The sequence below is a fragment of the Tenacibaculum sp. DPLXC6 genome (assembly GCF_056815515.1).
The window spans coordinates 1,819,240-1,844,949 of sequence record NZ_CP141806.1 but is presented as its reverse complement, the minus strand read 5'-3'; the positions used below and the strand labels follow the sequence as shown (position 1 = coordinate 1,844,949).

At 32.3% G+C, this 25,710-nt stretch carries 25 protein-coding genes; 10 read left to right on the top strand and 15 right to left on the bottom strand.

Translation table 11 applies throughout. The annotated features are described in order from the left end of the window. Positions 1–153: 153 nt before the first annotated feature. From VCM48_RS08305 to VCM48_RS08235, 15 genes are all read right to left on the bottom strand, one after another. Entirely contained in the window at positions 154–660 is a 507-nt protein-coding gene (locus tag VCM48_RS08305; protein ID WP_274639444.1) for a ferritin, read from the bottom strand. 82 nt (positions 661–742) lie between these two features. Continuing rightward, positions 743–1,036, bottom strand: a complete 294-nt coding sequence (locus tag VCM48_RS08300; RefSeq protein ID WP_120185672.1) for a hypothetical protein — start codon at positions 1,034–1,036, stop codon at positions 743–745. 102 nt (positions 1,037–1,138) lie between these two features. Then, the gene (locus VCM48_RS08295; RefSeq protein ID WP_482270209.1) at positions 1,139–2,146 is read right to left on the bottom strand and encodes a TlpA family protein disulfide reductase; all 1,008 of its coding nucleotides are present in this window, start codon (positions 2,144–2,146) and stop codon (positions 1,139–1,141) included. Between the two features lie 133 nt (positions 2,147–2,279). Next, positions 2,280–3,815, bottom strand: coding sequence for a YifB family Mg chelatase-like AAA ATPase (locus VCM48_RS08290; protein ID WP_274639446.1), 1,536 nt, complete (start codon positions 3,813–3,815; stop codon positions 2,280–2,282). A 42-nt stretch (positions 3,816–3,857) separates the two neighbouring features. Further along, positions 3,858–4,220: a hypothetical protein gene (locus VCM48_RS08285; RefSeq protein ID WP_482270208.1), complete on the bottom strand. Its 363-nt coding sequence runs from the start codon at positions 4,218–4,220 to the stop codon at positions 3,858–3,860. Positions 4,221–4,254: 34 nt separating this feature from the next. Beyond that, positions 4,255–4,827: a DUF4126 domain-containing protein gene (locus VCM48_RS08280; protein ID WP_482270207.1), complete on the bottom strand. Its 573-nt coding sequence runs from the start codon at positions 4,825–4,827 to the stop codon at positions 4,255–4,257. 78 nt (positions 4,828–4,905) lie between these two features. Beyond that, complete coding sequence (locus tag VCM48_RS08275) at positions 4,906–6,867, bottom strand: protein-disulfide reductase DsbD family protein (RefSeq protein ID WP_482270206.1); 1,962 nt, start codon at positions 6,865–6,867, stop codon at positions 4,906–4,908. Between the two features lie 24 nt (positions 6,868–6,891). Beyond that, positions 6,892–8,205 carry a tRNA lysidine(34) synthetase TilS gene (gene tilS, locus VCM48_RS08270; protein ID WP_482270205.1) on the bottom strand — a complete coding sequence of 438 codons (1,314 nt, stop codon included), beginning with the start codon at positions 8,203–8,205 and terminating at the stop codon, positions 6,892–6,894. Positions 8,206–8,217: 12 nt separating this feature from the next. After that, the gene (locus VCM48_RS08265) at positions 8,218–9,042 is read right to left on the bottom strand and encodes a lysophospholipase (RefSeq protein WP_482270204.1); all 825 of its coding nucleotides are present in this window, start codon (positions 9,040–9,042) and stop codon (positions 8,218–8,220) included. Next, positions 9,043–9,555: a hypothetical protein gene (locus VCM48_RS08260; RefSeq protein ID WP_482270203.1), complete on the bottom strand. Its 513-nt coding sequence runs from the start codon at positions 9,553–9,555 to the stop codon at positions 9,043–9,045. 66 nt (positions 9,556–9,621) lie between these two features. Further along, positions 9,622–10,938: an aminodeoxychorismate synthase component I gene (gene pabB / locus VCM48_RS08255; RefSeq protein WP_482270202.1), complete on the bottom strand. Its 1,317-nt coding sequence runs from the start codon at positions 10,936–10,938 to the stop codon at positions 9,622–9,624. 67 nt (positions 10,939–11,005) lie between these two features. Then, positions 11,006–13,444, bottom strand: a complete 2,439-nt coding sequence (locus tag VCM48_RS08250) for a sodium-translocating pyrophosphatase (protein ID WP_482270201.1) — start codon at positions 13,442–13,444, stop codon at positions 11,006–11,008. A gap of 120 nt (positions 13,445–13,564) precedes the next feature. Next, the gene (locus VCM48_RS08245) at positions 13,565–14,092 is read right to left on the bottom strand and encodes an inorganic diphosphatase (RefSeq protein WP_099215634.1); all 528 of its coding nucleotides are present in this window, start codon (positions 14,090–14,092) and stop codon (positions 13,565–13,567) included. Positions 14,093–14,195: 103 nt separating this feature from the next. Next, on the bottom strand, positions 14,196–16,727 hold the full coding sequence (locus tag VCM48_RS08240) for a DUF5686 and carboxypeptidase-like regulatory domain-containing protein (protein ID WP_482270200.1): 2,532 nt from the start codon (positions 16,725–16,727) through the stop codon (positions 14,196–14,198). A gap of 74 nt (positions 16,728–16,801) precedes the next feature. Continuing rightward, on the bottom strand, positions 16,802–17,782 hold the full coding sequence (locus VCM48_RS08235) for a pyruvate dehydrogenase complex E1 component subunit beta (protein ID WP_099215632.1): 981 nt from the start codon (positions 17,780–17,782) through the stop codon (positions 16,802–16,804). A 215-nt stretch (positions 17,783–17,997) separates the two neighbouring features. Between VCM48_RS08235 and VCM48_RS08230 the strand changes: the two genes are divergently transcribed. The 10 genes from VCM48_RS08230 to gldA all read left to right on the top strand — a co-directional run bounded on the left by VCM48_RS08230 (position 17,998) and on the right by gldA (position 25,673). Next, positions 17,998–18,738 (top strand): electron transfer flavoprotein subunit beta/FixA family protein, encoded by a 741-nt coding sequence (locus tag VCM48_RS08230; RefSeq protein ID WP_482270199.1) that lies wholly within the window; start codon positions 17,998–18,000, stop codon positions 18,736–18,738. A 102-nt stretch (positions 18,739–18,840) separates the two neighbouring features. Further along, positions 18,841–19,794: an electron transfer flavoprotein subunit alpha/FixB family protein gene (locus tag VCM48_RS08225; protein ID WP_482270198.1), complete on the top strand. Its 954-nt coding sequence runs from the start codon at positions 18,841–18,843 to the stop codon at positions 19,792–19,794. A 148-nt stretch (positions 19,795–19,942) separates the two neighbouring features. Next, entirely contained in the window at positions 19,943–20,557 is a 615-nt protein-coding gene (locus VCM48_RS08220; protein WP_274639463.1) for a bifunctional nuclease family protein, read from the top strand. Between the two features lie 15 nt (positions 20,558–20,572). Beyond that, positions 20,573–22,318 carry a NupC/NupG family nucleoside CNT transporter gene (locus VCM48_RS08215; protein ID WP_482270197.1) on the top strand — a complete coding sequence of 582 codons (1,746 nt, stop codon included), beginning with the start codon at positions 20,573–20,575 and terminating at the stop codon, positions 22,316–22,318. Positions 22,319–22,435: 117 nt separating this feature from the next. Continuing rightward, on the top strand, positions 22,436–22,618 hold the full coding sequence (locus VCM48_RS08210; RefSeq protein ID WP_440122764.1) for a hypothetical protein: 183 nt from the start codon (positions 22,436–22,438) through the stop codon (positions 22,616–22,618). A 114-nt stretch (positions 22,619–22,732) separates the two neighbouring features. Continuing rightward, positions 22,733–23,557 (top strand): thymidylate synthase, encoded by an 825-nt coding sequence (locus tag VCM48_RS08205; RefSeq protein ID WP_482270196.1) that lies wholly within the window; start codon positions 22,733–22,735, stop codon positions 23,555–23,557. 64 nt (positions 23,558–23,621) lie between these two features. After that, on the top strand, positions 23,622–23,807 hold the full coding sequence (locus VCM48_RS08200) for a hypothetical protein (protein WP_047790311.1): 186 nt from the start codon (positions 23,622–23,624) through the stop codon (positions 23,805–23,807). A gap of 18 nt (positions 23,808–23,825) precedes the next feature. Next, a complete protein-coding gene (locus tag VCM48_RS08195; RefSeq protein ID WP_482270195.1) occupies positions 23,826–24,311 on the top strand; it encodes a dihydrofolate reductase in 486 nt (161 codons plus the stop codon). Continuing rightward, positions 24,311–24,772 (top strand): GNAT family N-acetyltransferase, encoded by a 462-nt coding sequence (locus tag VCM48_RS08190; RefSeq protein ID WP_482270194.1) that lies wholly within the window; start codon positions 24,311–24,313, stop codon positions 24,770–24,772. The genes VCM48_RS08195 and VCM48_RS08190 overlap by 1 nt, the downstream gene beginning before the upstream one ends. Before the next feature lie 7 nt (positions 24,773–24,779). Then, entirely contained in the window at positions 24,780–25,673 is an 894-nt protein-coding gene (gene gldA, locus VCM48_RS08185; protein ID WP_482270193.1) for a gliding motility-associated ABC transporter ATP-binding subunit GldA, read from the top strand. Positions 25,674–25,710 lie beyond the last annotated feature (37 nt).

Here is a 25,710-nt window from a genome sequence, read left to right as displayed (position 1 = left end):
TGAAACTTTTCTATTAAGGTTTATAGTTAGTTTATTTAAAAACTATATAGTAAAAGCCTTCAATACTAAAGAAAGGCTTAATTAATAAAAAAGAATAAACAAAAAAATCCCGCAACATTGTTGCGGGATTCTTTTATACTGTTTATAAACGTTTTATTCAGTAGGAATACGCTCATCAATCATTTTTAATGGCATACCTTCCATTAAATCGATTAAGTCTAAAATATCTCTTACTTTCTCTTCTTCTTCGGCTTGTTCTGTTACAAACCATTGTAAAAAGATTTCAGAAGTAAAATCACTTACTTTTCTAGCAGTTTTAAATACGTGGTGAATAGATTTAGTTACTTCTATTTCGGCATCTAAAGAAGCTTCAAAAATAGCTCGTAAGCTCTCAAATTCGTGAGCAACTTCTGTAGCTATAGGTGACATTGCACTACCGCCATTATCGTTAACGAATTTGAATATTTTCATCATGTGCTCCCTTTCTTCTTCAGCTTGCTTATAAAAGTATGCGGCACTATTTCTAAGTTCTCTTTGGTCGCACCATGATGCCATGGCTAAATATTTAGAAGAAGCTTGTTGCTCCATCGTTATTTGGTGGTTTAGCAAATCAACTACTTCCACATCTAAAATCATGTCTCTTCTTATTGCTGTTTCCATAATATTTTGTTTAGTTTTAATACTATAAAGATACAGATTATAAGGCTCTAAAAAGAATAGAGGGGCTAATTTAAAGCTAGTCTTAGTAAAGACTTTTCTGCTTAAATACTGATAAAAGAAGTTCTCGTAACTCTATTAGTTGAGGTACATCTAAGAATAATAGGTGTTTGTTGTCTGCTGCAAAAAGGAGTACGAAGTTATCACCGTCGATAATCGTTTCTAAAGATTCATAAGAAGCGTATTCTAGTACTTTTTTTCTGAAGGTTAATAGTTGGCAGAAAGTAAAGTCTATTACTTTATAGCCTAAATCTAGTTGGTAACAGTTTCTGCCACCATAAGAAATTTTAAATGATAATTCTTCTACAAAAAAATTCATTCGGCAAATATAATTATTTTTAATGAATCTAAAGAAGAATAATTTGAGCAATAAAAAAGCCCACTAATTAGTGGGCTTTTTTATTATAAACGTCTTTTAAGACTAAATATTCAATGACTCGAATAATTCAACTAATTTAGGATTAGAAGGTCTTGGAGCATTAGAATCTATAATCTTTCCTTCTGGATCTAATAAAATAAATCTTGGAATTCCTGATACTTTATACGCATCCATAAAAGCTTTATCTTCTTTTGCATATAATTGAACTCCTGATAATTCTTTATCAACAATCATTTTTTTCCAAGTCTCATAGTCTTTTTGTCTGTCAACAGAAATACTTACAAACTCAATATTTTTATTGTGGTATTTTTCTTCAACTTTCTTTAAGAAAGGAATTTCGTTTTTACATGGTTGACACCAAGTAGCCCATAAGTCGATATAAACATACTTACCTTTTAAATCATCTAAAGAAGTAGTACCTCCAGCATTATTTTCATAATCAACAAACTTAGGAGACTCAGCACCTTTAGCTAAGTTTTTAGCAATATATTGCTTATCGTTGTACATTTTAGTTAAGTACTTTTCTAAACCAGCAATACTTTGTTTTTGATTTGCCACGAAAGTAGAATCTAATGTAGCTCCTTCAAATCTCTTGTTAAAATCATCAACAAAATTTGAAACTTTAGATCTAAAGTCTAACTCTGGTAAATCCATTAACTCTTTATCTCCAAATAATTCTTCTTGATTTAAAGAAGACTGAGCTAAGAAAGTACTTTCTTCAGAACCAACACCCGTATAAGTTATAGTTTCATCAAATTTTTGAGCGTCAAGGGTCATGTTAATATCTGCTCCATTTTTTAAGTATAAAGTAGCATATTCTTTACCATCAAAAAGTCTGTAGAAACCATCTTTTATATTCATGGTATCTTTAAAAGTTCCGTCCTCACCAACTTTAATTACTTTGTTGAATTTAAATTGAGGGTTAGAAATAGTAACAGTTTCAGAGTTTTTGTTAGTAATTTTTCCAGAAAAAGTAACATAATCTTTTTGTTCCTTTTTACATGAAATTAAGGCAATAGAAAATGCCAATAAGTAAACTAGTTTTTTCATTAGGGTGTGTTTAATTTTGCTATCCAGCGTTATAATAAGCGTCTAAATTAGTCATTTTAAATGAAAGCGCAATTTTTTAACATTTCCCTAACTGTTTTAAAGTTGTATACTTGCTTGAATTCTAGCTTTATAATTATCCTAACCAACCTTCACGATCCAAACTTCTATATTGAATAGCTTCAGTAATATGTTCGGATTGTATGTTTTCGGAAGAAGCTAAATCGGCAATAGTGCGAGATACCTTTAAAATTCTATCATAAGCTCTAGCTGATAGGTTTAACTTTTCCATGGCTATTTTTAATAAGTTTTTACTTTCTTCTGATAGTTTACAAAATTCACGAATTTGCTTTACATTCATTTGAGCATTGTAATGAATGTTTTCAAAGTCTTTAAACCTAGTTGTTTGTATTTCACGAGCAAGAGTAACTCGTTTTCTAATATCTACGCTACTTTCTCCTTTTCGTTCATCTGATAGTTTATCAAATGGTACTGGAGTTACTTCAATGTGAATGTCTATTCTATCTAATAAAGGACCAGAAATTTTACTTAAATAACGTTGCATTTCGGCAGGAGAGGAGGTAACTGGTGAGTCGGGATTATTGAAATATCCAGAAGGACTTGGGTTCATACTTGCTACTAACATAAAACTACTGGGGTAGTTTACTGTAAAACGAGCACGGGATATCGTAACCTCTCTGTCTTCTAGTGGTTGGCGCATCACTTCTAAAACTGTACGTTTAAATTCGGGAAGTTCATCTAAAAAAAGAACTCCGTTGTGTGCTAAAGAGATTTCTCCAGGTTGAGGGTATTGTCCACCACCTACAAGTGCAACATCAGATATTGTGTGGTGTGGTGATCGAAAGGGACGTTGATACATTAAACCGGTATTCTTTACTTTTCCTACTACTGAATGTATTTTGGTGGTTTCTAAGGCTTCGTGCAAAGTCATAGGAGGTAGAATGGAAGGCAAACGTTTTGCTAACATTGTTTTACCCGCTCCTGGAGGTCCAATAAGAATAATATTATGTCCACCAGCTGCAGCAATTTCCATACAACGTTTTATGGATTCTTGTCCTTTTACATCAGCGAAATCAAACTCTGGAAAATCGATATGTTTGTAAAATTCAGCACGAGTATCAACGGTTGTAGGTTCAATTAGTTGATTACCATCAAAATGATTGATAACTTCCATAATATTGTCTACTCCTAGAACATTTAAGTCGTTAACAATTGCAGCCTCTTTAGCGTTTTCCTTAGGAAGGATGAAATGTTTAAAACCTTCTTCACGTGCTTTAATAGCAATAGGTAAGGCTCCTTTTATGGGTTGTAAACTTCCATCAAGAGAAAGTTCTCCCATAATGATGTATTCGTCAATGTATTCTGATTTTATTTGATTTGAGGCAGCTAAAATTCCTACAGCTAAGGTTAAATCATATGCAGCACCTTCTTTACGAATATCAGCAGGTGCCATGTTAATAATGATTTTCTTTCCAGGGAGTTTGTAACTGTTATTGGCTAAGGCGGCAGAAATTCGATATGAACTTTCACTTACAGCTTTATCGGGTAATCCAACTAAATGATATCCTATACCTTTATCAATATTAACTTCAACGGTGATTGTGGTTGCTTCAATACCAAAAACGGCACTTCCATAGACTTTTACTAGCATATTTTTTTCTCTTTTCGTTAAAGATAGAGAAAAAAATAAAATTTATTGTAATCGCATCTGTTTTGGGTTCCAAAGAGTTGGATCATTCTTTTTTAAGAAGCCTTTTAAAAGATTGTTGTTTTGATAATCGGTATAATCATCATAAATTAATGATGTTGGCTTTTTACTTAGCTTATTGAAAGGAAGAGAAAAGGAATTGTTATCAATATCTTCTTGACTCACAATAAAGAATGAAAATCCTGTTAAATCTAGATTTTTATTTATTGTTGATGAATCAAAAAAAGTAGTCTTTATTTTAGAAAAGGTATAAATACTTTTAGGTGCTTTTTCTTTTTTATCAACTTCTTGGGCTGTACTAGAAAAAATGACAGCTATTAAAAAAAGGGTAGTAATGCTATTTTTCATAAAGTTAGATTTATAAAAAAAATAGTACCAAGAATTATGCCTTTTTTGATTTAGGAAAAATGTACTTGTACATTTTACGAATACCAATAAATATTAAAACGACTAAAATAATAGCAACTACAGGTAAAAAAATAGAAAAGACAGACATAACTACTGAGGTGCCTGTTTCTACAGTTGAAATAACTGGATTGGCTACTCCTCCAGTTGTTGCTGTAGAAGTAAGTCGAGTAGAAGCGGCAGTACCTTTTATAGCTGATGCTGTTCCTCCACCAGCAATAATTGCTAAAGCCCAAGTAATAACGGGCGATAAATCTGCTACGGTTGAAACCATAACTGCTGTACCTGCAATTGCAGCAAGTGGAACTGCTATGGTATCAAGTAAATTATCAAACCAAGGAATATAATAAGCAAATATTTCTAATATGGTAGCTACCCCTAAGGTTATAATAGCAGGAGTACTTGCTACCCAAATCCAGTTTTCGTTTAATGGAATTATATTATAATATCCAGCTAAACTTAAAGCAAACAGAGGCAAAAAGACTCTAAACCCAACTGAAGCAGCTAAGCCAATTCCTAAAAATATGCTGATAATAGTTTCTGGTGTCATATATTTTTTATTGAAAGATATAAAAAAAGCCTCTTTTTTAAAAAAGAGGCTTTTAAATATATAGTTCTAATACTAAAATTAGTTAGAGTTAAATCTGTCTAAACCAGTTTTTAACCAATTGTAGTAAGTCGTATGATCTGTATATTGTTGAGGTGAGTTTAATACCTCTAATTCTGGACTCATTAATACATAGAATGGTTGAGAAGCTGTTTTAAAGTTAGCAGCTTGTAAAGTTGCCCACTTATCACCATAAGTTCTAATTCTTTTTACTTTTCCATTTGATTTGATAAAGTCGAATTGCTCTTCTTCTGGTAACATTCTTTGGTGGTCATCTACATATAATGAAATTAATACATAATCGTCATTAATTAAAGAGTAGATGTTTGGTTGACTCCAAATATTCTCTTCCATTTTACGACAGTTTACACATGCCCATCCTGTAAAGTCTAATAATACTGGCTTATTAACTGATTTTGCGTAAGCAATACCTTCATCAAAATCTTTAAAACAGTTTAAGTTAAGAGGACAGTGATTGTCTTTTTGATAGATACTATGGAATTTAGGTGGAGCAAATCCACTTAATAATTCATTTTGGTTCCAAGCTGGTTTCTCCATAACTCCTGGGGCTAAATACACAGCTAATCCTAATGCACCAATTCCTATTAAAACTCTAAAAAGAGTCATTTTTCCATATTTTTTACCGATAAATCCAAATAGATAAAGTGCTAATAAAAATGCAATTAAAGCCCATATACCGATAAAGATTTCTCTTTTTAATAATCCCCAGTGACCTACTAAGTCAGCATTTGATAAGAATTTGAAAGCAAAAGCTAATTCAATAAATCCTAAAACAACTTTAACAGTGTTTAACCATCCTCCAGATTTTGGTAATGTATTTAACCAGTTAGGGAACATTGCAAATAAAGCAAAAGGTAATGCTAAAGCTAATCCAAAACCTACCATACCTACTGATAATTGCATAGCACCACCGCTTAACGATCCTGCTAATAATGATCCTAAAATTGGTCCTGTACAAGAGAATGATACGATAGCTAAAGTTAATGCCATGAAGAAAATTCCGATTACTCCTCCAATATTAGAAGCACTATCTGCTTTATTACTCCAAGAGCTAGGTAATGTTAATTCGTAAAAACCGAAGAAAGAACCTGCAAAGAATATTAGAATAACAAAGAAGAATAAGTTTAACCAAATGTTAGTTGAAATACTATTTAATATTTCAGGATCTAATGTATCTAAGAAGTGGAAAGGTAAACTTATTAACCCATAAATTAATACGATAAAGAAACCGTATAAAACAGCACTACCAACACCTTTTCCTTTTTTCTCTGTACGTTTTGTGAAAAAAGATACAGTTAAAGGAACCATTGGGAATACACATGGAGTTAAAAAAGCTAATAATCCACCAACAAAACCTAACAAGAAAATGTTTAATAAGGTATCATTTTCTTCTTCACCAGAACTTGCCTCAGTTGAGCTTTTTAATAAAACTGTGTTTTTTAAGTCTAAGTTTAAAGTTTGAGATAACTCTTTACTTTTATCATCAACTTCAGCAACAGTTTGTTCTACTTTTTCACCTGATAATGAAAATGTGAAATCTTCATCAAAAGGTAAACAGTATTCTTTACATACTTGTGCGTCTAGGTTTAATGTAACTTTTGTTAATGTAGAATCAGAAACAGTAATTCGTTGTACTATTTTACCTTCTTCAACAAAAAAGATTTCATCTTTTCCCCAGATTTCACTAAACTGAGTTTCTGTTTCGCTTTCCTTGGCTTTACCATTTAAGGTATATCCAGATTGTCCTTCTGCTGGTGTAATTGTCATAGGTAGTGACGCATCTTCTGGGTTATACTGAGAGTATAAATGCCAGTCTTCAGCAATTAACACGTCAAAAATTAAGTCGTACTCAGTATCAGAGATCTTCTCTACTTTAGGAGTAACAACTACGGGGTTATCATCAGATTGAGAATAAACCGCTAAACCTATGAATAATAAAAATAGAGTAAAGAATTTTTTCATTCTATTGTAGTTTGATGGGGTTAATTAAATACTAATTTTTAATAGTTTGGTTGTTTTTTCTGTCGGTAAAAAGCGTCTGTCTTGCCGTTTTCCTACTATCCAAATAATCTCATTTTTACTGGAACAGAGTAACCAAACTTTATTTTTGTTTACAATTGATATCTTTTCGTCTTTAAAATACTTACTAACTTTTTTACGTCCTAACATTCCTTTAGGATAAAAAAAGTCACCGGACTTCCACCGTCTAAGTTTTAGGGGGAAACTAAGTAGTTCGTCATCAACGTAAATACTTTTATTATCAGCATTAGTTTTTTCTTGAACCCTTTTTAGTAGCAGCTTGATAGGTGCTGTAATTTCTTTGTTTTCCTCCCTTATAATGAAATGTTCCTCTTCAAAAGAGGTCTTTTCATTAGTGCGTAAAAGTAATAAAAAATCTCTGTCTTTCAACAAAGTATAAATTTTTGTTAAAATACGTTTACCTGATTGAGCATAAATTAAGTTGTAAACATCGTCCCATTCCGTGAATTTATAAGGCTTTAGCAGTTGGTATAGGTATGCTTTCGGGTTAGATAACTTTAACAGTTTTCCAATACTTATTTTTAATAAATCTCCCTCTTTTGAGACGATTTCATGGGTGATTTCTTCTATTTTGTCATTAACAATTTGTTGAGATTCTTTTAAATGATCAATTGTTTTATTGAAATTATTTAAAAGATTGGGATTCAGTTCTTTTAGTGTTGGTGTTATTTGATGACGAATTTTATTTCTCAAATATTTTGTTTCAGCATTACTTTTATCTTCACGCCACTCAATATTATTGTTTTTGGCAAAGGTTACAATTTCTTCACGGGGAAAAATAAGTAAAGGTCGGACGATATTTTCATTAATTGGAGGAATTCCAGTTAAGCCTTCCAACCCTGTGCCACGAGATAGGTTGATTATAAAAGTTTCCAAATTATCGTCAGCATGATGTGCTGTTAGTATATAATCAAAAATATTTTCTTGGCTAAGGCTGTTAAACCAATTATAACGTAACTCTCTTGCTGCTAGCTGTGTTGATAATTTATTCTTAACAGCATATTTATTCGTGTTAAAGTGTGTTGTAAATGTTTGGATATTTAAGCTTTCTCCTAACTCTTTAACAAATACTTCGTCTAAGTCACTTTCTTTTTCTCTTAATTGGAAATTACAATGCGCTAATGAAATATTAAAACGCAGTTGATGTAAAAGGTGTGTTAGTACAACACTATCAATTCCTCCAGAAATAGCTACGAGTAATTTTTTCTCTTTTAAAAAGGGAAATTGTTCGTCAATATGTTTTGCTAATTTTTGGAGCATGTAGATGAATAATTATTGTAATTGAGTGTTTAACCAGTTTACAACATCTTGTAACATTTCTTCTTTACATAAGTCATTTTGTAACTCATGATATCCGCCTTCATATAATTTTATACTGGCTTTAGGTGCATTATTAGCAAAAGCTTCCGTGCCTTTATAATCAATAATTTTATCTCCTGTACCGTGTAATAGTAACATTGGTGTTTTTAGAGTGGAAGCATTTTTTATAGCCCATTCACCAGCATCAATAAAAGATAAAGAGAAATTAGGGCTAACTTTATCATGAACTAAAGGGTCATTGCTATATTTTTGAACTTCAACAGGATCACGAGATATATCATTTGCATCTAATTCATTACCTAAAGTAATTGAAGGAGCTATTTTTTGCATTACTTTCCCTAAAGAAAGTTTCCACGCAGGTGGTTGGAATGCTAAACGTAAAAAAGGACTTGTAGCTATAATTCCTTTTAGATGATGTTTTTTTCTAAGAGTATAATTAATTACAGTATTACCTCCCATAGAATGTCCATATAAAAAGGTAGGTTTGTCGCCAAAAACCTCTTTGGATTTATCAATTAATTTAGTTACACTTTCTAATACATAGTTGTAACCTGGATTATGTCCTCTTTTTCCTGTTGTTTTACCATGTCCGAAGTGATCAAAAGCAATTACTCCAAAATTATTATCTGTTAGCTTTTTCGCTACATGTTCATATCTACCAGAGTGCTCTCCCATTCCATGGACAATCACTACCACAGCTTTTACGCTTTCAGGTTTCCAGTATTGACCAAAAAACTCAGTTTTTTGAAAATTGAATGTAAATGTATGAAGTGTCATTTAGTCTCTAGTAATGTTTCCGTCTTCTAAAATATTAAAAATAATAGTAGATGGAGAATCAGAAATATACTCTACTAATTCAATGCTATTTTTATTAAGAGTAGAAGTGGTTTTTAACATTCCTTCCGCTATTTCATCATAAGCCAATACTTGACTGTTGATTATATTGAATTGCTTATCGTAAGTTACCAACATGGAGATTAACTCAGTATTATTTGGATAGAAATAATATACTACAGATTGAAATTTTTCTGAAATTTTAGGAAGGTAAGAAACACCAATTTTAGCATTTTTTCCATTTAATTGCTCTTCAAAAATTGAAGGAAGTTTTAAAAGTTCTTGTTGAGATTTGGTTAATAATTTACCTTCTACATGATTGCTAAAGTTTGTACTATCAACCAAAGGAACATTTTTAGTAGGATAATCGTTTAAAAATGAATACTTGTTTGCTTTACAAGATGTCATTGATGCAATAATAGCAACGAAAAGTATAATTTTAAATGTGTTTTTCATCTCTTTATTTTTTGTAATAGTTTTTTGATTAGAAATATTTATTCTGAGTATTTGTTATAAATATAGTTAACTTTTGTTAGTATGCGTTAAAACATATTTCATAGCCTTGGCTTTGAGTAAGCATTCTTCATATTCTTTTTCTGGAGTAGATTTAGCTGTAATAGCACCACCAACTGAGTATGAAACGTATTTATTTTCTGCATTGTATAAAATACTTCGGATAACTACGTTAAAATCGAAATCACCATTTGGAGTAAAATAGCCAACGGTTCCAGAGTATAAACCGCGTTTGGTTTCTTCTAATTCTTCAATGATTTTCATGGCTGAAATTTTGGGAGCTCCGGTCATGCTACCCATGGGGAAGGTGTCTTTGATTACATCAACTGGGTGTGTAGTGTTTTCAATTTCTGAAACTACAGTAGAAATCATTTGGTGTACTTGCTTAAAAGAGTATACTTTACATAGTTCTTCTACTTGGGCACTTCCTTTTTTAGCTGTTCTTGATAAGTCGTTACGAACTAAATCTACAATCATAATATTTTCTGATCGTTCTTTTTCGTCACGGGCTAAATCAAAAGCAATTTTCTCGTCTTCAATAGGATTGATAAGTCGTTTTGCAGTTCCTTTTATCGGTTGAGAAATAATTTTAGAAGCTTCTTTTCTGATATATCGTTCTGGAGTAGCAGAAAGCAGGTAATGATTGTCATTTCTAAAAAAAGTAGCAAATGGAGGTTCTGATATTTTGTTTAACTGCGTGTATACTTTATACGGATTTATGATTGTGTCTTCTACATAGAATTCTTGACAAAAGTTAGCTTCATAAATATCTCCTCTGTGGATATGTTCCAGTACTTTTTCTACTTTTTGATGGTATTCATCTTTATGAATACGGAGTTTTATTTTTACTTCACCTGTTTCTTCTTGTCCGTGATTTTGAATAATAGGATTGGTTTCAATAATGTCTTCAAAATCTTCTTCTAACTCATCATCAATCATTTGTAAATAGTGAAATTCAACTGTATTTCCTTTGATGAAAATTAATTTTTGAGGTTGAAAAAAATATAAATCAGGAAAATGAAGTCCGTCAAAATTCTTGGATGTCAGTTTTTCTACATCATTTTTAACATCGTAACTAATGTAGCCAAATATATAATCTTTTGTGAAAGATTGGTACTCTTTAAGTTTATCAAAAGCGTTATGATAATCTGTTTTAATAGAAGTAAATTCTTCTACAGCTAAAGCGCAATCAAAAGAGCTATATTGCTGCTCGTAATTGTTAGAATCTAGCCAAATAGCTGTTTCAAATTGTTTAGCCCAAACAAACAGTTTTTGTTTGAAGAGCTCAGGGGTGTCTATAGAAAAAATACGGACGGTTCTTGACATTGCCACAAAAATAAGAAACCCGATAGAAATACTGCTATCGGGTTTGAGTTTTATACGGATTTGAGGATTATTCTTTTTTTGAGTTTTCGTATTCTTTAATTTTCTTTTCAACTTCTTCTAAAGTACCTTCAAAAGTTTTTTCTTCAGTTGTTTCTTCACCGTTTTTAATAATTGTAGTAGTAATAGTAGCTTTAGCAGTACCATCGTCACTCTTTTCAATATTTACTTTAACGATGTTTTCTAATTTGTTTTCTGTAGTAAATTCAGCATCAGCAGAAAGTTTTACTTCATGTTTTTCACCACTCTTGTCAATCCAAACTTTAGTATTTTTTACATCTTCATGTGTATAAGAAGAAGTATGTCCGCCTAATATTGGAGCAATAACTAAACCAACTAAACATGTAAGTTTAATTAAAATATTCATTGATGGTCCTGAGGTGTCTTTAAAAGGGTCTCCAACAGTATCACCCGTAACGGCTGCTTTATGAGCATCAGAACCTTTGTAGGTCATCTCTCCGTTGATTTCAACACCTGCTTCAAAAGATTTCTTAGCGTTGTCCCATGCACCACCAGCATTATTTTGAAAAATAGCCCACATAACACCTGATACACAAACACCAGCCATATAACCACCTAAAGGTTCAGGACCAAAAGCTAATCCGATAATAATTGGGGTGATGATAGTTATTAACCCTGGTAAAATCATTTCTTTTAAGGCAGCTTTGGTTGAAATATCTACACATTTTGCATATTCAGGGATACCTGTTCCTTCCATAATTCCTGGAATTTCTTTAAACTGACGACGTACTTCGTGTACCATTTCCATAGCTGCTTTTCCCACTGATTGCATTGCTAATGCAGAAAATATTACAGGAATCATTCCACCAACAAATAGCATAGCTAATACATCTGCCTTAAAAATATTTATTCCGTCAATTCCTGTAAAAGTTACATAAGCTGCAAATAAAGCTAAAGCAGTTAAGGCAGCAGAAGCAATGGCAAAACCTTTACCAACCGCAGCAGTTGTGTTTCCTACAGAATCTAAAATATCAGTACGCTCACGTACGTGGTCTTCTAGCTCACTCATTTCAGCTACACCACCTGCATTATCAGCAATAGGTCCGAAAGCATCAATAGCCAATTGCATTGCTGTAGTAGCCATCATCGCAGAAGCTGCTAAAGCAACTCCGTAAAATCCTGCAAAGTAATACGAGCCATAAATTGCAGCAGCAAATAATAAAACAGATAAGAAAGTAGACTTCATACCTACAGCTAAACCAGCAATAATATTAGTGCCAGCTCCTGTAGCACTGTTTTGTACAATAGCTAACACAGGTTTTTTACCTAAACTAGTGTAATACGAAGTTACCATAGAAATAAGAGCACCTACTGCCAAACCGATACAGGCTGCCCAAAATACATTAATGGAAGCAACTTCTTTAAAACCTGCGCCGAAGAATTTCATTTGCATTGTTTCAGGAAGCATCCATTTTATTAAGAAAAAACTTGCCGCTAAGGTTAAAATAATAGCAACCCAGTTTCCTGTGTCTAATGCTTTTTGTACTTGAGCTTCTTTAGCTGTGTTATCTTTAATTCCTACCAAAAAAGTTCCAATAATGGAAGCTACAATACCAACTCCAGCAATCACTAACGGAAGTAGTATTGGTCCCATTCCGTTAAATGCATCGGAAAAAGTAGAGTCTATTGACATGTCTCTAATAACATAGTTTCCAAGAACCATGGCTGCTAATACTGTTGCTACGTATGAACCAAATAAATCGGCCCCCATACCAGCAACATCACCAACGTTATCACCAACATTATCTGCAATGGTAGCAGGATTACGAGGGTCGTCTTCTGGGATTCCTGCTTCTACTTTACCTACTAAATCGGCACCTACATCGGCAGCTTTGGTATAAATACCACCACCTACACGAGCAAATAAGGCGATTGATTCTGCTCCTAGTGAAAATCCTGCTAAAGCTTCTAGCACAACAGTCATTTCATTGTAGAAGTTTCCGCCATCTGTAATAAATTGACCAACAAATATTAGAAAAAATAAACTTAGTCCTAAAACGGCTAAGCCAGCAACACCAAGTCCCATTACAGTTCCTCCGCCAAAAGATACTTTTAGAGCTTGTGGTAAACTGGTTTTAGCAGCCTCAGCTGTTCTTGCGTTAGCATCGGTTGCAATACGCATTCCTATGTTTCCTGCTAGTGCAGAAAATATAGCTCCTATGATAAATGCAGGAACAATCATAATACTGGTTGTTTCTACCAATTGAGAGATTCCAAATAAAGCTGATGAAGCGATAATAACAAAGATTAGTAATAATCGATATTCGGCAGCTAAAAAAGCAAGAGCTCCTTCTTTAATACTTTTTGAAATGGATTGCATTTTTTCATTTCCTGCATCTTGTTTTTTAACCCAGATCATTTTTATGTACATAAAAATGAGTCCTAAAAGTGCCAAAAGTATTGGCACATATATCATGTTTTGTTTCATGTTATTGTTATTTGATTAGTTATAAGTGTTCGTAAATATAACAAAATCAATAACTAAACAAAAAACCTCTCAGCTTCAACTGAGAGGTTTTTTGTTTTATATAGGATAATTTTTTACAGATTAAATCTTGAAATTTCCATTAGCTTTATGTTCGCTATTTTCATAACGCTCTAAACACTTGTCTAAAATTTCGTAAGCTTCATCAGCATTACCCCAGTCTCCGATATCAACTTTTTTCTTTTCTAAGTCTTTGTATACTTGGAAGAAGTGTGTGATTTCTTTTTGACGGTGAGGGTTTAGGTCTGTGATATCATTATATCTGTTCCAAATAGGGTCAGATACTGGTACACAAACAATCTTTTCGTCTGGACCTTTTTCGTCTGCCATATGGAAAACACCAATTGGTTTTACCTCCATAACACACATTGGGAAAGTTGGTTCAGCACCTAAAACTAAAACATCTAATGGATCACCATCTAATGCTAAAGTTTGAGGAATAAACCCATAGTCTCCAGGGTACATCATTGAAGAGAATAACATTCTATCAAAACGAATTTTTCCTAAATCAAAATCGTATTCGTACTTGTTTCTACTACCTTTTGGTATTTCAATTAAAACATCAACTGTTTTTCTTTCTTTTGCGGTCATATATTCTAAACTTTTCTTCGTTTTCTAAAATCGGTTTGCAAAAGTAGTGATTTATTAGTTTTTTTAAAGAAAAAATAAAGGTATTTTATGGTTAAATGTATGATTATAAGCCGGGTTTAATACCTATACGGATTGCAAACTTTGGTGTTGGGGCAACAACTGAACCTGCTGGAGGTGTATAATTACTTCTCCAAATAGCGTCAATTCTTAGAAAACGTAAGTTACCATACCCAATATTTTCTAGCCCAACACTATATTCATAATATAGTTTGTTAGGAGCGTTGTAGTTAATGTTATATGCTCCACTGCTATTAGATAAGCCATCATTTATAGCTCTATTTTCTTGAGATATATTTCCGTAAGCAGCTCTAAAAGAAACTAAACTTCTTAGTTTTAACTTTTTTAATAGCGGAATTCTATTCAGAATATAACCATTAAAATGGTGTTCAAAATGTCCTGCTAAATATTCGTCAGCAACAAAATCGTAGTAATTAAGTAAGGCAAAAGTATCTTTTACTAATGAAAACGTTTGGTTGGCAGGAATAGGACTTAATAAAGCAACAGGAACAGTACCAAATGTTTTTCCTGCTTCAATACTAGCGTCTAAAGTTCCAAACTTACTAAGTAGAATAGGTTGGCTGTATTTGAATTGGATTTTGTCGTAACTGTGAGTTCCATTAAAAGGTCCTTTATAACCTTTTCGGTAGTTTAATACGAAAGTAGGAAATACGTTTCGTCCAAAACGTCTTTCTACACCTAACCCATATACAAATCTTCCGGGAGTGAAAGAAACATAAATATCGGAAGCTACATCAGTAACTCTTGATTGAATATTTCCGTTTTCATCAATGTAGTTCATAGAGAAATCTTTCTCTGAAGCTGAGGCTATTTTTGAGTGAGAAAAATTAAACCCTACATGTAAGTTCTGTTGAACTTGGTAATCAAAATTTGTAGCTATTTTTTCAATATTAGATAAAAAGAAATTATCTCCTCTAGAAAATAATGCAGCCGTACCAAAACTTCTTCCTAAAAGTTGTGTTGTGTTTAATAGGGTACTACCTAATTGTTCAATATCTTTTTGATATGCAACACCAACAGCAATTCTTGGTTTGTAAGACAAAAGGTAGCGTGCTTCTGCACCATACTTTGCCTTTTTGTCTTTAAAACCGTAAGCAACATGACCTCCTAGGCGAAAACGATCATCTTTAGTGATAAAGGTTCTGAATCCCATTTTAGTTCTGAATCCTTCTACTTGATTGTTGGCAAAAGCAGTCCATAAAGGTCCAATTTGCACACCAAATTTGGTGTTTATATATCCACTGGCCACTGTGTTAATTAGACCTGTTAGGTTTTTTATTTGTTTCTTTTCTTTAACACTTTCAATTAATTTGTAGGTGTTTTTACTTTCATTGGATTGAACATCTGCCCAATAAGATTCTTCTTTTTCGTATTGATCAGGCCTAATTTTTTCAATAGTCTGTTCGTAAAAGTTTTTAGGAAGTGCTTTGTCTAAGACATAGTTCTTAAAAATGATATTTTTTTTAATAGTTAATCCTTTATTACTCTCGTTTTTATCAATAAAAGTAAAGTCTCCTTCATAAGCATTTTTAGTAGGGATGTAAATGCTGTCGTTTCGTACTTCAAATTCTTTTTCAAAAGTAAGCCCTCTTACAAAGTTTAAGTTGATGCTTTTATGGACTTTCATTTTTAGTTTTTTGATAGAGAAGTTTTTGTCAGCTACCCAAAAGTTCCCCTGAAAAGCTAAATCACCATCCCTTCTTGGGAAGAAGTATATGTTGTAGAGTTTTTTATTATTGTTTACAATACTGTCATATAAAACATAATCGTAAGTAGAAAAACCATCAGTAGATAAAGGACTAATAAAGGGTTTTTGAAGTAAGTTGATATTGTTTTTAAAAACATTAACATTTTGAAAAGTATTAGCCATTCTATCGAAAATAAAACCTTGGGCACTTAAACCTTCAGATTTTTCAGCTTCAATATCTTCTCTAAGATTGTTGTTTTTATTGTCTCCATATACATTAGCAACTTGTTCATTTAAGTAAATAGGAATGTAATAATTTATTCCATCGCTATCATAATTTATTTCTTGAAGAGCTTGTTTATATTCTTTTTTAAATATCTTTTTCAAGAATAGTGTATCTAAGTTGTTTAGCCCTATTTCTATGGATGTGTTTTTTTTGTATTGATAATGATCAACTAAGTCAAGACCATTTTTTCGTTTACGTTTCCAAATTTCTTTTAAAATTCTATAGGCAGGGTTTTCTTTTTTCTTTAAACGTTTTTTAGGTTTGGTAACAATAACGACTTCTTCTAACTCATTACTTTCCTCTTTTAAAACAACACTTAAAAACTTTGTCTTTTGACTAACTTTTATTGTTTGCGTTTGGAATCCTACAAAAGATATTTCGAGTGTACCTCTGTATTTATTTGTTTTTAGATAGAACCTACCGTTGTCATCAGTCGTGGTTCCGTGTGTGGTGTTTTTTAGGATTACATTAACGAAAGGCATTGGAGTGTCAAACTCGTCAACTACTTTACCTTGTATGGTTAATTGTGCGCATAAAACACTGGTAGTTAGTAGTAATAGTAAGGTAAGAAGATGTTTCATCATTTTTTTTACTACAAAATCCTTTTGACCAGAGTCAAAAGGATTTTAATTTATTTTTCAATTTCTTTTTTCTTCAATTATTTGCGGTACATTACCTCTTTTACGGCTGATACAACATCATTTGCATTTGGTAACCATTCCTCCAATAATACAGGGGAATAAGGAGCAGGAGCATCAGCAGTTGTAATTCTTTTAATAGGAGCATCTAAGTAATCAAATGCTTCGTCTTGCACTCTAAAAGTAATTTCTGATGAAACACTTCCAAATGGCCATGCTTCTTCTAAGATTACCAATCTGTTAGTTTTTTTAACAGATTCTAAAATAGTTTTATGATCCATTGGACGAACTGTACGTAAATCGATAATTTCAACTGAAATACCTTCTTTAGCTAATTCGTCAGCAGCTTTATATGCTTCTTTTATGATTTTACCAAAAGATACTACAGTTACGTCTGAACCTTCTCTTTTAATATCAGCAACTCCAATAGGGATGATGTATTCTCCTTCAGGAATTTCCATTTTATCACCATACATTTGCTCAGACTCCATAAAAATTACTGGATCGTCATCGCGAATAGCAGCTTTTAATAAACCTTTTGCGTCGTATGGATTAGAAGGAACAATTACTTTCAATCCAGGACAGTTAGCATACCAGCTTTCAAAAGCTTGTGAGTGTGTTGCTGCTAATTGACCTGCAGAAGCTGTGGGCCCACGGAAAACAATAGGGCAGTTAAACTGTCCACCACTCATTTGACGGATTTTCGCAGCATTGTTAATAATTTGGTCAATTCCTACTAAAGAGAAATTGAAAGTCATATACTCAACAATAGGGCGGTTACCGTTCATTGCTGATCCTACAGCAATACCACCAAAGCCTAATTCTGCAATAGGAGCATCAATAACGCGTTTAGCACCAAACTCGTCTAACATCCCTTTGCTGGCTTTATATGCACCATTATACTCAGCAACTTCTTCTCCTATCAAGTAAATGCTTTCGTCTCTACGCATTTCCTCGCTCATTGCTTCGCAAACGGCTTCTCTAAATTGTACTGTTTTCATACGTTTTATAAGTAGTTGTTTATCAAGAGTGCAAAAATAATAAAAATAGGGGTAATATTGTAGCTTTAAAATCAACAAATGATTATGTAATAATAATACCTTAATTTTGAGGTTGATTAATGTTGAGGAAAAAATTTATTATGCACGCATAGTAAATTAAAAAAAATCCTTAACTTCGTCGCACAAAATTAAGTTTCTTTAAAACAACGATATATATGAAAATATTAGTTTGTATCAGTCATGTACCTGATACTACTTCAAAAATCAACTTTACTGATAACGACACAAAGTTTGATACTAACGGGGTTCAATATGTTATAAATCCATACGACGAGTTTAGTTTAACTCGTGCAATGTGGTTTAAAGAAAAACAAGGAGCAAGTGTAACTGTAGTGAACGTTGGAGGAGCTTCTACAGAGCCTACATTACGTAAAGCTTTAGCGATTGGTGCAGATGATGCAATTCGTGTAAACGCTGAACCTACTGACGGATTTATGGTTGCTAAAGAATTAGCTGAAGTTGTTAAAAGCGGAGGATATGATTTAGTATTAGCAGGAAAAGAATCTGCTGATTATAATGGGCAAATGGTACCAGGGATGTTAGCTTCTTTATTAGATTTTAACTTTGTTAATGGTTGTGTTGGTGTAGAGGTAGATGGAACAAATGCTACTTTAGATAGAGAGATTGACGGAGGAGAAGAAAAAGTATCTTCAACATTACCAATGGTAATTGCAGGTCAAAAAGGAATTGTAGAAGAAAAAGATTTACGTATTCCTAATATGAGAGGTATTATGATGGCGCGTAAAAAGCCATTAAGTGTAGTTGAACCAACGGGCGCAGCAGCAGCGACAACAACTCAAAACTTTGAAAAACCAGCACCAAAAGGAGCGGTTAAGTTAGTTGATAATGTTGATGATTTAATTGATTTATTACATAACGAAGCGAAAGTAATTTAATCAGTTAACCTGTTTTAATAGAGTTCAAAAGAAAAAATAAAAATATTTGTTAGTGTTTAATGATAAAAAACTAACCACTAACGACTAAAAAAATAAATAAATATGTCTGTATTAGTTTTTGCCGATTCATCGGAAGGAAAATTCAAAAAAACAGCTTTTGAGGTTGTTTCATACGGAAAAAAAGTAGCAGAACAATTAGGAAGCGACTTAGTAGTGTTAACTATTAATGGAGGAGATGCTTCTGAATTATATACTTACGGAGCAGAGAATGTAGTAGAAGTAAAGAATGACTTACCTTCATTCAATGCTAAAGCATATGCTTCAATTATTAAACAAGTAGCAGAAGCAAAAGGGGCTAACACGGTAATTATCGACTCTAGTGTTGATGGATTAACTGTAGCACCATTAGTAGCTGTAGCTTTAGAGGCAGGATATGCTTCAAATGCTGTAGCTTTACCAAGTAGCACAAGTCCTTTTGTTGTTAAAAGAAAGGCTTTCTCAAACAAAGGGTTTAATAACACTGAAATTTCAACTGAGAAAAAAGTAATAGGTGTTGCTAAAAATTCTTACGGAGCACATGAAAATGCAGTAAGTGGTTCTGCTGAAAGTTTTGATGCTACATTACCTGAATTAGGAGTGAAATCTGAAAATATTAATAGAGCAACAGGAAAAGTTACTATTGCTGATGCTGATATCGTAGTTTCTGCAGGAAGAGGTTTGAAAGGACCAGAAAACTGGGGAATGGTTGAGGAGTTAGCTGATGTTTTAGGTGCAGCAACTGCATGTTCTAAGCCTGTATCTGATTTAGGATGGCGTCCTCACAGTGAACACGTGGGGCAAACAGGTAAGCCAGTAGCCTCTAATTTATATATTGCTATTGGTATTTCTGGAGCAATTCAGCATTTAGCAGGAATTAATGCTTCTAAAGTAAAAGTAGTTATCAATACAGATCCTGAAGCTCCTTTCTTTAAAGCTGCTGATTATGGTATTGTTGGTGATGCTTTTGAAGTTGTACCTCAGTTAGTAGACAAATTAAAAGCTTTTAAAGAAGCATAAAATAGTGGTAATTTTTTCTTTTTCTATAAATTAGAGTACAACTCATAATTTTTAGTAAATTGTGCCCACTTTAGAAGGCTGTCTAAAATTTTAAGCAAAAGGCCTAAATTTAGACAGTTTTTTTGTATTTTATGATGATTGATTGTACATGAGTTTAATTAAACTAACTATAAAAGGGATTTCGTATAGCCAAACACAAAGTGGGGCATATGCTTTAGTGCTGAGTGAAATGGAAGGAACCAGAACACTTCCTATAATCATAGGAGCATTTGAGGCACAATCAATAGCAATAGCATTGGAAAAAGAAATCCGTCCTCCAAGACCACTTACTCACGATTTATTTAAAACATTTTCTGATAGATTTTCTATCACAGTTAAGCAGGTAATTATACACAAGCTAGTTGATGGTGTGTTTTATTCAAGCTTAATCTGCGAAAGAGAAGGAGTGGAAGAGGTTATTGATACAAGAACGTCAGATGCAATAGCTTTGGCAGTTCGATTTGAAGCACCAATCTTTACCTACGAAAATATTTTAGATAAAGCAGGTATTTATCTAAAAATGGATGAAGAATTAACAATTGAAGAAGATTTGGATTCTGATGAAGATGAGATTGAGTTTTCAATTGAAGAGGAAGAAGAAGATCAAGGGAACTACTCACACTTATCACTTAAAGAATTACACGAACAACTTAACGATGCTGTAGCCAATGAAAACTACGAATTGGCGGCTAAAATTCGTGATGAAATCAGCAAACGTTCTTAATTTAAAATATTAAAAATGAAGAAACTATTTACTTTCATAATGCTTTGCGTTACGATGATAACTTTTAGCCAAAGCATTGAAAAAAAGTGGAATTTCTCATCAATTACAACAACCAAAGGAGATTCAATTGTTTCTATAGATCCTACAGATGTTTTTACCTTATCAGAAGGCAACTTTACATACTCTTTAGTAGCAAAAGATAGTTTACAAGCTTCAGGAAACTATATTCATCAAAATAACTTATTAATTTTTAACTACAAACAACCTAACGATACAGTTCGTTATTACAATGTAGTTGAGTTAACAGATGAAGTATTAACACTTTCAGAAAAAAACATACTTTATAACTTTACAACAGAACCAAAAGTAGTTTTAGAAAAAGACTCTGAAGAAGTAGTAGATAGTACAAGTAAAATAATTCCAAGTCAAGGTTTCTCAATGCAAAGTTTATGGAGAGGAGCTTTAGGAATGGTAACATTATTAATTATAGCTTTTTTATTTAGTGCAAACCGAAGAGGTATAGATTGGAAAACAGTAGGACTGGGATTAGCTTTTCAATTATTAATAGCAATAGGAGTTTTAAAAGTTCCGTTTGTGCAAAAAACATTTGAGTTAGTAGGAGGTTTATTTGTTAGTGTATTAGATTTTACAAGAGCAGGAAGTGAGTTTTTATTCAGCGGTTTAGTTGCTGATATGGATTCTTTTGGATTTATTTTTGCTTTTCAAGTATTACCAACAATTATATTTTTCTCGGCACTAACATCAGTGTTGTTTTATTTAGGGTTAATTCAAAAAGTAGTAAAAGGATTAGCTTGGTTGTTATCTAAATTTTTAAAGATTTCCGGAGCAGAAAGTTTATCGGTAGCAGGAAATATTTTCTTAGGACAAACAGAAGCACCTTTGTTAATTAAAGCATATTTAGAGAAAATGAACCGTTCTGAAATCTTATTAGTAATGATAGGAGGAATGGCAACCGTAGCAGGGGCTGTTTTAGCTGCTTATATTGGATTTTTAGGAGGAGATGATGAAGCATTACGCTTATTATATGCAAAACATTTATTAGCAGCATCTGTAATGGCAGCACCAGGAGCAATTATTATTTCTAAAATATTATATCCACAAACTGAAGAAGTAAATACAGATGTACAAGTTTCATCAGAAAAAATTGGTTCAAATATTTTAGATGCTATTGCTAATGGAACAACAGAAGGTTTACAACTAGCAATGAATGTTGCAGCAATGTTATTAGTATTTATTGCATTTATAGCCATGATAAATGGTATTTTAGGTGGAATTGGAGGTTTTGATGGAATTGAATATTTCAGCTGGAAATTTACTTCTTTGAATGAGTTGATTGAAGGAGCTACACCTTATGAAGCATTATCGTTAGAATTTATTTTAGGATATGCCTTTGCACCTTTAATGTGGTTAATAGGGGTTGCTAAAGAAGATATGGCGTTAATGGGACAATTATTGGGTATTAAATTAGCTGCAAGTGAGTTTGTGGGATATATTCAATTAGCAGACTTAAAAAATGCTGCAAGTGCAACACATTTAACGTATAGCAAGTCAGTAATTATGGCTACTTATATGTTATGTGGTTTTGCAAATTTTGCTTCTATTGGAATTCAAATTGGAGGAATTGGTTCATTAGCACCAGGTCAACGTAAAAACTTATCTGAATTTGGTATGAAAGCTTTAATTGGAGGTACAATTGCTTCGTTAATGTCAGCAACCATAGCAGGTATGATTATTGGTTAATAAGGTTTTTAGAATAATAGTTTTTTTGTAATCTATTGTTTTTTAGGTTGATAGTTTTGTTTGTTCACTTTTTTTGATATATTTATACCAATATTAACCCCCAAAATTAAATCTATCATGAAAAAACTGAAAAGTTTAAAAGGAATTAAAACGTTATCAAAAAGAGAACAAAACCAAATTAACGGAGGTGGCTATACCTACTGTAAAGGAAGCAACATGTGTTGTACAAGATTTGCTAACGGTTTTGAGTTTTGTGATTACGGTTACTGTCAAAGTAATGGAAACTGTGTTTGGGCATAGTTATAGTTGATAACTTATTAATATAATTTTAAAAGCATTTACATTTTTTGTAGATGCTTTTTTATTTTTACGTTGTTAAACAAATCAACAATTTTAACAATTAAACGTAGAAGGATGAAGCAGTATCACGATTTAGTAAAGCATGTTTTAGAAAACGGAAACGAAAAAGGAGATAGAACAGGAACAGGAACTAAGAGTGTTTTTGGATATCAAATGAGATTTGATTTGAGTGAAGGGTTTCCAATGGTAACAACTAAGAAGCTACACCTAAAATCTATTATTTATGAATTATTATGGTTTATAAAAGGTGATACCAATATTAAGTATTTACAAGAAAATGGTGTACGTATTTGGAATGAATGGGCTGATGAAAATGGTGATTTGGGGCCAGTGTATGGACATCAATGGCGTAATTGGAATAGTGATGAAATAGACCAATTAAAAGAAGTAATTGAAACATTAAAAAGCAATCCTAATAGCCGTAGAATGTTAGTGTCTGCATGGAATCCTTCAGTTTTACCCGATACTTCAAAATCGTTTGCAGAAAACGTAGCAAATGGTAAAGCGGCATTACCTCCATGTCATGCATTTTTTCAATTTTATGTAGCAGACGGGAAACTTTCATGTCAATTGTATCAACGTAGTGCAGATATATTTTTAGGAGTTCCTTTTAATATTGCGTCTTATGCGTTGTTTACCATGATGGTTGCACAAGTTTGTGGTTATGAAGCAGGAGAGTTTATTCATACGTTTGGTGATGCTCATATATATAATAATCATATGGAGCAATTAGAGTTGCAATTATCACGTGAGCCAAGACCTCTTCCTAAAATGGAAATTAATTCAGCAATAAAAAATATTGAAGATTTTACTTTTGAAGATTTTGAGTTGATTGGTTATGACCCACATCCTCACATAAAAGGAGTTGTGGCAGTATAATTTAACTTTATTTTATATATATTGTTTAGTAGCTTTGTAAGAAACCAGCAAAAAAGTTATAAGAATGAATATAGACGTTGATGTTTTAAAAGAAGATCTCTACGATAAAATAGCCGAAATTAACGATGAAAATGTATTAAAAGCAATTCATACGTTGGTTGATAATATGAAAAATGAAACTTTTGAAGAGGCTACAACAGAAAAAAGAGACCTTACAGGTTATATTAAAGAATGGGTGAAAAACATGTAAGCCACACAAACTAAATTTATGATTACACTCATAGCTGCAATTGCAAAAAACAATGCTTTAGGGAAAGATAATGACTTAATTTGGCATTTGCCTGCCGATTTAAAGCGTTTTAAAAAAGTTACTACAGGGCATCCTATTTTAATGGGGCGTAATACTTTTGAGAGCATTGGAAAACCTTTGCCTAACCGTACATCAATAATTATTACCCGAAATAAGAACTATTTTATAGATGGATGTTTAATAGCAAATAGTATTGAGCAGGCTATAGAGTTAGTAGGAGGAAAAGATGCGTTTATAATAGGTGGAGCGCAAATTTATAAGGAAGCTTTAGAGCAAAGTTTAGTTGATAGATTAGATATAACTGTGCTACATCATGAATTTGAAGCAGATGCTTTTTTTCCTAAAATAGATATGAATGTATGGAAAGAAGTAGCAAGGGAAGATTTTAAAGCTGACGAGAAAAATAAATATGACTACAGCTTCGTTTCTTACGAAAGAAGATAATGGAGTTTAAAGAAACAAATAAATTATCCACTTTTTATAAAGAACAAGTTAGGTTACTATGGAATCGTGAATCCCCATATGTCATTAAGCAGAAAAGTGTTGAAGATTTTAATCAGTATTTAGGGCCACTAAAGGACAAAAATCATCTTTTGGTTATAGAAAATAGTCGAGTATTGGGTTGGTGTTGTGATTTTATTCGAGAAGGAGAATGTTGGTTTGCAATGATTTTAGATACAGAAATTCAAGGAAAAGGAATAGGTAGAAGCCTAATTGAAAAGCTAAAAAAAAGACACAATAAATTAAATGGTTGGGTTGTTATTGGTGAAAACTATTTAAAAGAAAATAACCAAAGATATAAATCGCCAATAGGTTTTTATCAGAAATTAGGATTCACTGTTTTTGAAAAAGAGAAACTCAATTCATCAATATTAAATGCTGTAAAGATTCAGCTGAAATCATAAGAACTAAATGTCGATAGAACTTACCTCAATAGTAAAAACATACGGAACACAAAAGGCTGTTAATAATATTTCTTTTTCAGTAAAGAAAGGAGAAATAGTTGGTTTTTTAGGTCCAAACGGCGCTGGGAAATCTACAACAATGAAAATCTTAACAGGGTTTATTAAACCTTCAGAAGGAACTGTGTTGGTAAGTGGTATTAATGTAATTTCAAACCCTATTGAAGCACAAAAAAAAATAGGTTATTTACCAGAGCATAATCCGTTGTACTTGGATATGTATGTGCGAGAATATTTACAGTTTCAAGCATCTTTACATAATATAGAAAAGGCTAAAATTAATGAGACTATTGAAAAAGTAGGCTTAACGATTGAAGCACATAAGAAGATTAATCAATTATCTAAAGGTTATCGCCAGCGTGTAGGATTAGCGGCCGCTATTTTACACAATCCAGAAGTATTGATTTTAGATGAACCTACTACAGGATTAGATCCAAATCAATTAGTTGAAATACGTCAATTAATAAAAGAGTTAGGAAAAGATAAAACAGTATTACTATCTACACACATTATGCAAGAAGTAGAAGCAATGTGTGACCGAGTTATAATTATAAATAAAGGAGAAATAGTAATTAATAAACCTATTTCAGAACTTAAAACAGATAATGAACAAGTAATTAAAGTAACGTTTGACTATAAATTAGAAGAACAATTTATAAAACGCTTACCTAATATAGTATCGTATAAAAATACACTAGAAAATAATTGGGTGTTAAGATTTAATTCTTCTGAAGATATGCGTCCAGTAATTTTTGACTTTGCACAAGAAAACGGATTAAAAATTCTAGGATTAAATACCGAAAACAAAAACTTAGAAAGTTTATTCAGGGAATTGACTAAATAAAAAATAATAAACAAGAATATATATAAACTCTTTATAC